Source organism: Amycolatopsis mediterranei (assembly GCF_026017845.1).
GTDB classification, from domain to species: domain Bacteria; phylum Actinomycetota; class Actinomycetes; order Mycobacteriales; family Pseudonocardiaceae; genus Amycolatopsis; species Amycolatopsis mediterranei.
Map to the genome: position 1 here is coordinate 1,154,924 of NZ_CP100416.1, position 12,354 is coordinate 1,167,277.

The 12,354-nt window shown below is 71.3% G+C and carries 10 protein-coding genes; 9 read left to right on the forward strand and 1 reads right to left on the reverse strand.

The annotated features are described in order from the left end of the window. The first annotated feature begins 49 nt into the window (after positions 1-49). Complete coding sequence (locus ISP_RS05620) at positions 50-958, forward strand: AurF N-oxygenase family protein (RefSeq protein WP_014466629.1); 909 nt, start codon at positions 50-52, stop codon at positions 956-958. Continuing rightward, positions 955-1,863, forward strand: a complete 909-nt coding sequence (locus ISP_RS05625; protein WP_013223020.1) for an alpha/beta fold hydrolase — start codon at positions 955-957, stop codon at positions 1,861-1,863. The genes ISP_RS05620 and ISP_RS05625 overlap by 4 nt, the downstream gene beginning before the upstream one ends. Positions 1,864-1,924: 61 nt before the next feature. On the opposite strand, the gene ISP_RS05630 is transcribed toward ISP_RS05625, so the two are convergent. Continuing rightward, positions 1,925-2,551, reverse strand: coding sequence for a TetR/AcrR family transcriptional regulator (locus ISP_RS05630; protein WP_013223021.1), 627 nt, complete (start codon positions 2,549-2,551; stop codon positions 1,925-1,927). Positions 2,552-2,664: 113 nt separating this feature from the next. On the opposite strand from ISP_RS05630, the gene ISP_RS05635 reads away from it, so the two are divergent. The 7 genes from ISP_RS05635 to ISP_RS05665 all read left to right on the forward strand — a co-directional run bounded on the left by ISP_RS05635 (position 2,665) and on the right by ISP_RS05665 (position 12,353). Beyond that, entirely contained in the window at positions 2,665-3,705 is a 1,041-nt protein-coding gene (locus ISP_RS05635) for an alpha/beta fold hydrolase (RefSeq protein ID WP_013223022.1), read from the forward strand. 81 nt (positions 3,706-3,786) lie between these two features. Then, positions 3,787-4,950 carry a DUF3152 domain-containing protein gene (locus ISP_RS05640; protein WP_013223023.1) on the forward strand — a complete coding sequence of 388 codons (1,164 nt, stop codon included), beginning with the start codon at positions 3,787-3,789 and terminating at the stop codon, positions 4,948-4,950. 105 nt (positions 4,951-5,055) lie between these two features. Next, positions 5,056-6,231: an adenylyltransferase/sulfurtransferase MoeZ gene (gene moeZ / locus ISP_RS05645; RefSeq protein WP_013223024.1), complete on the forward strand. Its 1,176-nt coding sequence runs from the start codon at positions 5,056-5,058 to the stop codon at positions 6,229-6,231. A 141-nt stretch (positions 6,232-6,372) separates the two neighbouring features. Continuing rightward, complete coding sequence (locus tag ISP_RS05650) at positions 6,373-7,170, forward strand: TIGR02569 family protein (RefSeq protein WP_013223025.1); 798 nt, start codon at positions 6,373-6,375, stop codon at positions 7,168-7,170. Positions 7,171-7,492: 322 nt separating this feature from the next. Further along, positions 7,493-9,541, forward strand: coding sequence for a molybdopterin oxidoreductase family protein (locus tag ISP_RS05655; RefSeq protein ID WP_013223026.1), 2,049 nt, complete (start codon positions 7,493-7,495; stop codon positions 9,539-9,541). Continuing rightward, positions 9,538-10,965: an FAD-dependent oxidoreductase gene (locus tag ISP_RS05660; RefSeq protein ID WP_013223027.1), complete on the forward strand. Its 1,428-nt coding sequence runs from the start codon at positions 9,538-9,540 to the stop codon at positions 10,963-10,965. Before ISP_RS05655 ends, ISP_RS05660 begins: the two co-directional genes overlap by 4 nt. Then, positions 10,962-12,353: a nitrate/nitrite transporter gene (locus ISP_RS05665; RefSeq protein WP_013223028.1), complete on the forward strand. Its 1,392-nt coding sequence runs from the start codon at positions 10,962-10,964 to the stop codon at positions 12,351-12,353. The genes ISP_RS05660 and ISP_RS05665 overlap by 4 nt, the downstream gene beginning before the upstream one ends. Position 12,354: the final 1 nt, after the last annotated feature.

The following is a 12,354-nucleotide window of genomic DNA, read 5'->3' on the forward strand; positions in this document are numbered from 1 at the left end:
CACAGGTAACTGTTACCTCAAGTTACATGTCGCGGAAGGGGTGTCGGCCATGACGCGGACGCTGAAGGAACCGGATCGCGAAAAGACCGCGGACCGCCTGCTGAAGTCGTCGGCGAACAAGTTCTACGACCCCGACGTCGACATCGACTGGACCGCGCCCCTGGTCGAGGGCAAGCGGTTCATCCTCGAAGAGCGCTCTTCGCTCTACGGCACCGAGCTCTGGGACAGGCTGACCCCCGAGCAGCGCATCGAGCTGGGCAAGCACGAGGTCGCGAGCGTCGCCACCACCGGCCTGTGGTTCGAGATCCTCCTGATGCAGATGCTGCTCAAGGAGGTCTACGAGCAGGATCCGACGTCCGCGCACGCCCAGTTCGCGCTCACCGAAATCGCCGACGAATGCCGGCACTCGACGATGTTCGCGCGGATGGCGTCGCGGATCGGCTGCCCCGCCTACGGCCCGGTGCCGTGGCTGCGGCGCCTGGCGAAGCTCATGCCGACGATCTCCTACGGCCCGGCGCGCTACGGCGCGGTCCTGGTCGCCGAGGAAGTGCTGGACCGGCTGCAGCGCGAGCAGATGACCGACGAGGGCGTCCAGCCGCTGGTCCGGATGGTCAACCGGATCCACGTCCTGGAAGAGGCCCGGCACGTCACCTTCGCCCGCGAAGAGGTCACGCGCGGCATGGCGAAGCTGTCGAAGGCCGAGATCGGCTACCAGCAGTTCATCATCGCGGTCATCTCCTACTTCGTGACGCGGGCGTTCATCAACCCGGACGTCTACAAGGCGGTCGGCATCCGGCCGCGCGACGGCGTCGAGGCGGCGCTGAACAACCCGCACTGGCAGGGGACGATCGCCTGGGCGGGGGAGAAGATCATGCCGTTCCTGCAGGAGTCCGGCCTGGTCGGGCTGCCCGGGAAGTACTTCTGGCGCAAGTCGTTCCTGCTCCCGGCCGGCCGATGACGACCGCGTCGCGGCTGCGGGACCCGTCGGCCGCGCACCGGTTCGTCGCGAGCGACGGGGCCGCCCTGCACGTCACGCAGTCCGGGCCGGCCGACTCGGCGGTGACCCTGGTGCTCGTCCACGGCTGGACGCAGGACCACCGGACGTGGGACTTCGTGCTCCCGTACCTCGACCCCGGCCTGCGCGTGCTGCGCTACGACCTGCGTGGCCACGGCGGTTCGGCGCCGGCCCGGCGCGGCGGCGCCACGATCGCCCGGCTCGCCGACGACCTCGCCGAGCTGATCGCCGCCCGCGTCCCGGAGGGGCCGTTGGTGCTGGCCGGGCACTCGATGGGCGGCATGACGCTGATGGTGCTCGCGGAACGGCACTCTTCGCTGGTGGCTTCGCGGCTGGCGGGCGCGGCGTTCGTCGCGACGTCGTCGGGGGACATGGACCAGCTGACGCTCGGGTTCCCGGGGCTGGTCGGGCGGAGCGTGACGCGCTTCGAGCCGCGGGTCGCCCGGCTGCTGGCCCGGTTGCGGTCGGACACACTGCGGCTGCGGCCGGGGCTGGTCCGCTCCGGCGCCCGGCGGCTGGTGTTCGGCGTCCGCCCGGGGCGCGAGCAGGTGGACAGCGTCGTCGAGCAGCTGCTGTGCGCGCACCCGGCGAGCGCGGGGATGTTCCTGGACGCGATCGCGGCCCACCGCGGGGTCGGCGGGCTGGGCGCGTTGTGCGACGTGCCGTCGGTGGTGCTGGCGGGGGAGAAGGACCGGCTGTGCCCGCTGCCGCACGCGAAGGTGATCGCGGACGAGCTGCCGCACGCGGAGTTCGTCCGGTTCCCGGGCGCCGGGCACATGCTGCCGCAGGAACGCCCCTTCGAGGTGGCTCGCCGCATCTCCGCCCTGGTCCGGGTGGCCGCCGGCTGACGCAGTGAATGACTCATTCCTGTCGTCCGACGCCAGGAATGAGTCATTCACTGCGTCAGCGTCAGCCGTCCTTGAGGGGGAAGCCGCCGCCGATGCCGCGCCAGGCCAGGTTGGCCGTCAGAGCAACCGCTTCCTCGCGGCTCATCGACTGGTGGTGGGCCAGCCAGAACCGGGCGCTGACCTGGCTCATCCCGACCAGCCCGACCGCGAGCAGCCGTGCCTTGTCCTCGTCGAGGCCCGCGTCCGCGGTGATCGTCTCCGTGATCGCGTCCACGCTCGCCGACGTCGCCCGGTCGACCGCTTCCTGCACCGCCGGCTCGCCGCGCAGGTCGGACTCGAACACCATCCGGAACGCGCCCGCGTCCTCGCTGACGAAGTCGAAGAACGCGCCGACCGTCGCCGGGACGCGCTGCTTGTTCTCCGTGGTCGAGTCCAAGGCGTTCTGGACGCGCTTGACCAGCTCGTCGACGTGGCTTTCCAGCAGCGCGATGTACAGGTCCAGCTTGCCGGGGAAGTGCTGGTACAGCACCGGCTTCGAGACGCCCGCGACCTCGGCGATCTCGTCCATCGCGGCGGCGTGGTAGCCGTTCTCGGCGAAGACCCGCTGCGCCGCGGCGAGGAGCTGAGCCCGGCGCTCGGTCCGGGGCAGCCGCACCCCACGTTGCTGCAGGCGCGTCATCTCCGTCATGCTCATCCTCCCGTCATCGCTTCTTCGACGGGCGGGGTCGCCACCGCGTGAAGTCGCCCTGAAGATTACTCGCCGGTACGTGTGCCGCGCCAAGGGTCGGGCATTCTGGACTCGTGAAGACCTCCGTGCGGGCCCGGCCGCCACTGACCCACGTGCCGCTGTCGAACCGGGCCCTGCCGTCGCTGGACCCCGTCCCGCCGCCGTGGCCGGCGGCGTTCGAAGAGGTCGGCACCGCCCGGCTGCACATCCGCCGCACGCCGGGCCCGGACGGCGTGCCCGCCGTCTACGTCCACGGCCTCGGCGGCTCGTCGACGAACTGGACGGACCTGGCCGCGCTGCTCGCGCCGGTCGCCGGCGGGACGGCCCTCGACCTGCCCGGCTTCGGCTACTCCGAGCCCGAAGCGGGCTTCGACTTCACGCTCCAGGCGCACGCCGACGTCGTCACGAGGCACATCGAAACCGGCTTTTCGGGGGCCCGGGTGGCGAAGCCCCCGGCCCGGGGCGAAGCCGCGGATGTCACCGCCGGCGGTGGGCCGGTGCACCTGTTCGGCAACTCCATGGGCGGCGCGATCGCCCTGCTGGTCGCGGCCCGGAAGCCGGAGCTCGTGAAAACGCTGACGCTCATTTCACCGGCCGTGCCGGACCTGCGCCTCGACCCGCGGCGGCTGTCGGACCCGCGGATGGCGTTCGCCTACCTGCCGCTGGTCGGCGCGCGCGTGCGGGCCCAGCTGGCCGCGCTCGGGCCACGGGAACGCGCCGCGCAGGTCATCAAGCTGTGCTTCGCCGATCCGTCGCGGTTCCCGGAGAGCCGGCTCGACGAGCTGACTGAGGAGCACGGCGCCCGCGCCGGGTTCGCCTGGGCCGCGCCCGCGATGGCGCGCAGCACGTTCGCCATCTTCCGGGCCTGGTCGACGCTGGGAAAGGCGTCGCTGTGGTCGGTCGCGCCGCTCGTCAAGGCGCCGACGCTGGTCGTGTGGGGCCGGGAGGACCGGGTCATCTCCGTGAAACGCGCGGTCCGGACCGCGCGGGCGATCCCGCGTGCCCGGCTGCTGGTGCTCCCGCGCACCGGGCACGTGGCGCAGATGGAGCGCCCGGTCGTCGTCGCGAAGGCCGTGCTGGGCATGTGGGAGCACGTGGAAGCGGGCACTTGGTAGCCCGATCGGGGGATGGCGAGTTCACTCGATGATCCGCCAGTCGGCGAGAGCGGTGCCTCGCCGCTGTGGCACCCTGGTGCGGTGGACCGGGTGAAGCACGACGCGCGAGCCGAAGATCGGCGGACGCCCCACCGCGCCTCGGCCCGCCGGACGCCGGACGCCGAGGACCACCCCCGCACCGGGCAGTACCGCCCGTCGAAGGCGCCGGCCCAGCGCGTCGAGGAGGACCGCTACCGGCCGGGTGGCCGGCGGACGAGTGCCGAGCCGCTGAGCGCCTCCTGGAAGCCGCACGTCGAAACCCCGCGGGAAAAGCCGGCCGAGGCGGCGCCGAAGGCGGGCATCGCCAAGCTCACGAAGACCTACGGCTGGCGCGTCTACGCGCTGCCGATCCTGGTCGTGCTGACCGTGCTCGTCGTGGTCAACACCGCCAACAGCCCGGCTCAGCCGATCGCCGAGCAGGGCGCGGGTGCCGCCGGGCCCGGCGTCGAGTCGGCGGGCGGCGACACTTCCGGCGGCGCCATCGACGGCAACGGCGAGCAGCCCATCCCGGAGAACCCGGCCACTCCGGTCGACCTCAAGGTGCCGACCGCGGACCTGCCGAACGGCATCCCGTTCACCCAGGCCGGCGCCGGCAAGTGGCACGTCGTGCCGGGCAGCGGCCCGAAGATCGGCAACGGGAAGCTCTACACCTACACCATCGAGGTCGAAGACGGCGTCGACCCGGCGAGCTACGCCGGCGACGACGCCTTCGCCTCGACCGTCGAGGGCACGCTGTCGAACCCGACCCAGGGCTGGACCTGGGACGGCAAGATCGCGTTCCAGCGGGTGGACGCCAACTTCCCGAACCCGTCCTTCCGGGTGAGCCTGACCACGCCGGAGACCACCCACCGGCCGGACGCCTGCGGCTTCCAGATCAAGTTCGAGGCCTCCTGCTACCGCAAGAGCCTCGGCCGCGTGCTGATCAACCTGGCCCGCTGGGTGCGGGGCGCCAAGGCCTACGGCCCCGACATGACCGGGTATCGGCAGTACGCCATCAACCACGAGGTCGGGCACGCCCTGGGCAACCAGCACGTCGGCTGCGGGGGCACCGACCAGCCGGCGCCGGTGATGATGCAGCAGTCCTTCGGCGTCAACGACGACTACGTCGCGATGCTCAACGACATCCCCGGCGGCGACAAGGGCAAGGTGGCCAAGGACGGCCGCATCTGCAAGACCAACTCCTGGCCGAACCCCACTCCGCAATAGCCCCCGGCCACGCAGCTGTCCCAGCATCCGGACGCGGGAAGGCTTATTTGCCCGCGCGCGTTGTGCATAGTGGGATGGACGCGATCCGCGCGAGATGGAGGACCCATGTCAGCACTGCCGCCGCTCGTCGAGCCGGCTGCCGAGCTCACCAAGGAAGAGGTGGCCCGGTACAGCCGTCACCTGATCATCCCCGACGTCGGGGTGAACGGGCAGAAGCGGCTGAAGAACGCCAAGGTCCTGGTGATCGGCGCCGGTGGCCTCGGCAGCCCCGCACTGCTGTACCTGGCCGCGGCCGGGGTCGGCACGCTCGGCATCGTCGACTTCGACGTCGTGGACGAGTCGAACCTGCAGCGCCAGGTCATCCACGGCCAGTCCGACGTCGGCAAGCTCAAGGCCGCGTCCGCGCAGGAGTCGATCGCCGAGATCAACCCGCTGGTCAAGGTGCACCTGCACACCGACCGGCTCGACTCGTCGAACGCGCTCGAGATCTTCGAGCAGTACGACCTGATCGTCGACGGCACCGACAACTTCGCCACCCGCTACCTGGTCAACGACGCCGCGGTGCTGCTGGGCAAGCCGTACGTCTGGGGCTCGATCTTCCGGTTCGAGGGTCAGGTCAGCGTGTTCTGGGAGGACGCCCCGAACGGCAAGGGCCTCAACTACCGCGACCTCTACCCGGAGCCGCCGCCCCCGGGCATGGTCCCCTCCTGCGCCGAGGGTGGCGTGCTGGGCGTGCTGTGCGCGTCCATCGGCTCGATCATGGTGACCGAGGCGATCAAGCTCCTCACCGGCATCGGCGAGCCGCTGCTCGGCCGCCTGATCAGCTACGACGCGCTGGACATGAAGTACCGCGAGGTCAAGATCCGCAAGGACCCGGACACGCCGAAGATCACCGAGCTGATCGACTACGAGGCGTTCTGCGGGGTCGTCTCCGACGAGGCGGCCCAGGCGGCGTCGGGGAGCACCATCACCCCGGCCGAGCTCAAGGCCAAGTTCGACAGCGGCGAGAACTTCGCCCTGATCGACGTCCGGGAGCCGCACGAGTACGAGATCGTCAACATCAAGGGCGCGACGCTGATCCCGAAGGACCGGATCCTCTCGGGCGAGGCGCTGGCCGAGCTGCCGCAGGACAAGCCGATCGTCCTGCACTGCAAGTCGGGTGGCCGGTCCGCCGAGGCCCTCGCCGCGCTGCACGCGGCCGGCTTCAAGGACGCGACCCACCTCGGCGGCGGCGTGCTCGCCTGGGCCAAGCAGATCGACCCGAGCCTGCCGACCTACTGACAGTGGTGCCCGTGAAGGCCGCCTCCGGTTCGGAGGCGGCCTTCACGGCGTTTCGGCGGAGCCGGGATCCCTGTTCCAAAACCCTGTGTGACCAGCGCGTCTTCTCGTTCGGGAAACACCCGGCCGGGTAACGTCACGGCCGTGCGGTCAACCCTCGAACGTCCTCCGGCGCACGTCTGCGCGGCCTTCGGCGGCCCCGCCGACGGCGGCGAACGCCTGCCGGACTCGACGGCGTGGCGCTGCGGCGACCTCGTGCTCAAGCCGGTCACCGACAAGGTCAAGACGCTGTGGACCGCCCACGCGCTCGACTACGTCCGCGAGCCGGGGCTGCGGGTCGGGAAGCCGGTCCGCTCCACCGACGGCCGCTGGATCGTCGGCGGCTGGACGGCGTCGCGGTTCATCCCCGGCACGCCGGAGCACCGCGGTGACGCGTCGGTGCTGGCGGCGGTGAAGCTGCACCGGGCCACGGCCGGCCTACCGCGCCCGGACTTCCTCGACGCACGCACCGACGTCGACGCGGTCGCCGACCGCATCGCCTGGGAGGAACTCGAGGTCCCGTTGGACGAGACCAAGGGCGGCCGCTGGTTCGAGGTCCTCGCCGGCGCCCGCCGCCGCATCACCCTCCCGCACCAGGTGGCCCACGGCGAGCTGCTGGCAGGCCTGCTGTTCGACGGCGACGACATCCCGGGCGTCGTCGACTTCGTCCCGTACTACCGCCCGGGCGAGTACGGCGCGGCAATCGTCGCGGTCGACGCCCTGGCATGGGGCGGCGCGGGCCGCGACCTGCTGGAACGCTGGGCGCACCTGCCGGAGTGGCCACAGCTGCTGCTGCGCGCGGTCCTGTTCCGCCTGGCGTCCAACGCACTGAACCCGAGGTCGACCCAGGCATCACTGGACGGCCTGCGCGCAGCGGCCCGCGAGGTCTCCGGAGTCTTGTGACCGGGGCACCCCACCCAGACTCCCCTCCCCACCCCGATCCGAAGCCGGCCGTAGTCACAATCGGGCTTCGGGATGGTGGGGCCGATGAGGGTTTCGGCGACCAGGCCGGCCGGGACCCCCTGTGACCCACGTCGCAAGCCCTCCGGCGTCACTTCCGACAAGGCGCCACTGACCTCCGGACTCCCGCTCCGTGGACGCCGATCTCACCGGCCGGGCGCCGCGTAAACCGCTGCAATGTCAACTGCCTGAAACATTCGGTCGAATCCGGTTAACACGGCCTCCTTAGCGTCAGGGCAAGCCCGAACCGCCGAGGAGGTGCCCGATGACGCAGGTCGAAACCCACTGCCCGTACTGCGCGCTGCAGTGCGGGATGAGCCTCGAGGGCACCCGCGTCACGCCGCGCGACTTCCCGGTCAACGCCGGCGGGCTGTGCCAGAAGGGCTGGACCTCCGGCAGCCTCCTCACGAGCCCGAGGCGGCTGACCACCCCGATGCTGCGCGTGAACGGCGCGCTCGAGCCGGTCAGCTGGGACTTCGCCCTCGACCACGTCGCCCGGAAACTCGCCGAAATCCAGGGTGAACACGGCCCGGACGGCGTCGCGATCTTCGGCGGCGGCGGGCTGACCAACGAAAAGGCCTACCTGCTCGGCAAGTTCGCCCGCGTCGCGCTCGGCACCTCGCAGATCGACTACAACGGCCGGTTCTGCATGTCCTCGGCCGCTGCCGCCGGGATCAAGGCCTTCGGGGCCGACCGCGGGATGCCGTTCCCCGTCACGGATCTGAAGAACGCCGACGTCGTGCTGCTCGCCGGGGCGAACCCGGCCGAGACGATGCCGCCGTTCACCCAGCACCTGCGCGGCACCGACCTGATCGTCGTCGACCCGCGGCGCACCCCGACCGCCGAGCTGGCCAGTCTCCACCTCGCGCCCGCACCCGGCACGGATCTCGCGCTGGCCCTGGGCATCCTGCACGCCGTCGTCGAAAGCGGCCACCTCGACCGGTCCTATGTGGACGACCGGACGAGCGGGTTCGCCGAGATGTGGCGGATCGCCGCGAGCTGGTGGCCGGAGCGCGCCGAGCGCGTCACCGGCGTCTCGGCCGCCGACATGCGCCTCGCCGCGGAAAAACTCGCTGCCGCGCGCAACGCCTACGTCCTCACCGCCCGGGGTACCGAGCAGCACGCCACCGGCACCGCGACCGTCGGCGCCTGGATCAACCTCGCGCTGAGCCTCGGCCTGCCCGGGCGGCCGGGCTCTGGTTACGGCTGCCTCACCGGCCAGGGCAACGGCCAGGGCGGGCGTGAGCACGGCCAGAAGGCCGACCAGCTGCCCGGCTACCGCAAGCTCGACGACCCGGCCGCGCGCGAGTACGTCGCGAGCGTGTGGGGCGTCGACGCGGACAGCCTGCCCGGCCCCGGCCGTTCGGCCACCGAACTGCTCGAAGCGCTCGGCCAGGAGAACGGCCCGAAGGCACTGATGGTGTTCGGCAGCAACGTGGTCGTCTCGGCGCCGCGCTCGCAGCGAGTCCAAGATCGACTGTCCGGACTGGACTTCCTGGTCGTCGCCGACTTCGTGCTGTCGGAGACCGCGGCGCTCGCCGACGTCGTCCTGCCGGTGACCCAGTGGGCCGAAGAGGACGGCACGCTCACCAATCTCGAAGGCCGGGTCCTGCTGCGGCGCAAGGCGTTGACGCCGCCGCCGGGCGTCCGGTCCGACCTGGACGTCCTCAACGGACTGGCGCTCCGGCTGGGGCAGCCGGAAAACCGGTTTCCGGCCGACGCCGAGACGGTGTTCGAGGAGCTGCGGATCGCGTCGAAGGGCGGCATCGCCGACTACTCCGGCGTCAGTTACGACCGGCTGCGCGCGGGCGAGGCCCTGCACTGGCCGGTCCCGGCGGACGACCACCCCGGCACGCCGCGGATGTTCCTGGAATCCTTCGCCCACCCGGACGGCCGCGCGCGGTTCGTGCCGGTCGAGCACACCGGCCCGGCCGAGCTGCCCGACGACGAGTTCCCGTTGCAGGCCACCACCGGCCGCGTGCTGCAGCACTACCAGTCCGGCGCGCAGACGCGGCTGATCGGCGAGCTGAACGACGTCGTGCCCGAGGTGTTCGTCGAGGTCCACCCGGACACCGCCAAGCGTGCCGGGCTGGAGGAAGGCGACCGGGCCGTGGTCCGGTCCCGCCGCGGCGAAACGGTGGCGCGCGTCCGGTTCACGCAGTCCTTGAAGCCCGACCTGATCTTCCTCCCGTTCCACTTCCCCGGTGAGCAGCGCGCCAACCTGTTCACCAACCCGGCGCTCGACCCGGTCTCCCGGATGCCGGAGTTCAAGGTGTGTGCCGTTTCCCTGTCTACTGTGGATGGTGCCGCATGAGCCCCCGTGAAGTCGTCATCGTCGGGTACGGCATGGCCGGCGCCCGGCTGGCCGACGAGATCCGCCGTCGCGACCCGATCGCCGAGCGGGTCCGGCTGACCGTGCTCGGCGCGGAGAAGCACGCGGCCTACAACCGGGTGCTGCTGTCCGCCGTCGTCGCGGGCGGGATGAGCGCCGAAAGCGTGCGCCTGCACGACGACGAGTGGGCTCAGCGCCACAACATCGACCTGCGGCTCGGCGTGGACGTCGCCCGCATCGACCGCGAGAAGCGCTGTGTCGAGCTGGCCGACGGTTCCTCGATCGACTACGACGCGCTCGTCCTCGCCACCGGCGCGAACCCGTGGATCCCGCCGGTGGAGGGCCTCGAAGCCGGGCCGGGTGTGGTCGCCTTCCGCAGCCTCGACGACTGCGCCAAGATCCTCGACGCGGCTCGCTTCGGCGCGCCGGTCGCGGTGCTCGGCGGCGGCCTGCTCGGCCTCGAAGCCGCCCGCGGCCTGGCCGGGCGCGGCAACCAGGTGACCGTCGTGCACCCGCTGGGGCACGTCATGGAACGCCAACTCGACCCGGCCGCCGGGCACGTGCTGGCCCGCCAGCTCACCGACATGGGCGTGACGTTCAAGTTCGGCGCCACCGCCGCCCGCTACCTGCCCGGCGACGGGCTCAAGCTCGACGACGGCAGCCTCGTCCCGGCCGACCTGGTCGTGGTCGCCGCCGGCGTCCGCGCCGAGACGAGCCTGGCCGTCGAGGCCGGCCTCGACGTGGACCTGGGAATCCTGGTCGACGACACCCTGCGCACCAGCGACGGCCGCATCCACGCTCTCGGCGACTGCGCCCGCCACCCCGGCGCCCCGGCCGGGCTGATCCAGCCCGCGTGGGAGCAGGCGTCGGTGCTGGCCGACGTCCTGACCGGCACGAACGCGGCCGCCCGCTACCGCGGCACGACCGCCGTCACCCGGCTCAAGGCCCGCGGCATCGACCTCGCCGCCTTGGGTGAGACGCAGCTCGACGCCGGTAACCCGGACGTCGAGGTGCTGACGTTCAACGACCCCACCGGCGGCCGGTACGGCAAGCTCGTCGTCCGCGAAAACCGCGTCACCGGGGCGATCCTGCTCGGCCTGCCCGACGCGGCCGCGACGATCACCCAGTTCCACGACCGCGGCACGCTGCTGCCCGAGGACCGGCTCGGCGTCCTGCTGGGCCGCGCGCTGCCCACCGGCGCGACCCCGGCGGCCAGCCCGGCCGACCTGCCCGCCGCGGCCGTGATCTGCCGCTGCAACAACGTCACCAAGGGCCGGCTCATCGAGGCCTGGAAGGCCGGGGCGACCGACACCCCCGCACTGGCGCGGGCCACGCGGGCCACGACGGGATGCGGCGGGTGTTCCGACACCGTCGGCGGCATCGCCAACTGGCTCGCCGCGCAATGACCACGAACCGCCGCACGAAGGAGAACGCCGTGGCCCACCAAGGTAAGCACTGGATCGAGCACTGGGAACCGGAGAACGAGGAGTTCTGGGAGTCCACGGGCAAGAAGATCGCCCGCCGCAACCTGTGGTTCTCGGTCTTCGCCGAGCACATCGGCTTCTCCGTCTGGACCCTGTGGTCGGTCATCGTCCTGTTCATGGGCAAGAACTACGGCTTCTCCGCCGCCGACAAGTTCCTCCTGGTCTCGACGCCGACGCTGATCGGCGGCCTGATGCGGCTGCCCTACACGTTCGCCGTGGCGAAGTTCGGCGGCCGCAACTGGACGGTCGTGTCCGCCGCGCTGCTGCTGATCCCGACCATCCTGGCCGCGATCGTGCTGCACCCCGGGACGTCACTCGGCACGTTCCTGCTGGTCGCGGCCCTCGGCGGTGTCGGCGGCGGCAACTTCGCCTCCTCGATGACGAACATCAACACCTTCTACCCGGAGAAGCACAAGGGCTGGGCGCTGGGCCTCAACGCCGGTGGCGGCAACCTCGGCGTCGCGGCCATCCAGCTGATCGGCCTGCTGGTGATCGGCACGGCGGGGGCGACCGCACCGCGGATCGTGCTCTACGTCTACATCCCGCTCATCGTCGTCGCCGCGGTGTGCGCGTACTTCTACATGGACAACCTCGCCACCGTGAAGGGCGACACGAAGGCGATGCGCGAGGTCGTCAAGGATCCGCACGCGTGGGTGATGTCGTTCCTCTACGTCGGCACGTTCGGCTCGTTCATCGGCTACAGCTTCGCCTTCGGCCTGGTGCTGCAGAACCAGTTCGGCCGCACCCCGCTGCAGGCGGCCGCGGTGACGTTCCTCGGCCCGTTGCTCGGCTCGCTCTCGCGCCCGACCGGCGGCTGGTTGGCCGACCGGATCGGCGGCGGCAAGATCACCTTCTTCACGTTCATCGGGATGGCGCTGGCCACGGTCGTCCTGATCCTCGCCTCGACGTCGAAGTCCCTGGCGCTGTTCACGATCGCCTTCATCGTGCTGTTCGTGCTCACCGGCATCGGCAACGGCTCGACGTACAAGATGATCCCGGCGATCTTCCGCGCCAAGGCGAAGGTGGCGATCGCGAACGGCGCCGAAGAGGCGGCCGAGCTGCTCAAGGCGCGACGCCTCTCCGGTGCGTTGATCGGCTTGGCCGGCGCGATCGGCGCCGAGGGTGGCCTGTTCATCAACCTCGCGTTCCGGCAGTCGTTCGCCGACGCCAAGAGCGGGGTGCCCGCCTTCATCGGATTCCTGGTCTTCTACGGGCTCTGCTTCGCCGTCACCTGGGCGGTTTACCTGCGCAAGCCCGCCGAACAGCCCACGAGTGAGCGCGGTCTGGCGCTCGCGGGAGCGGAGGTCTGAG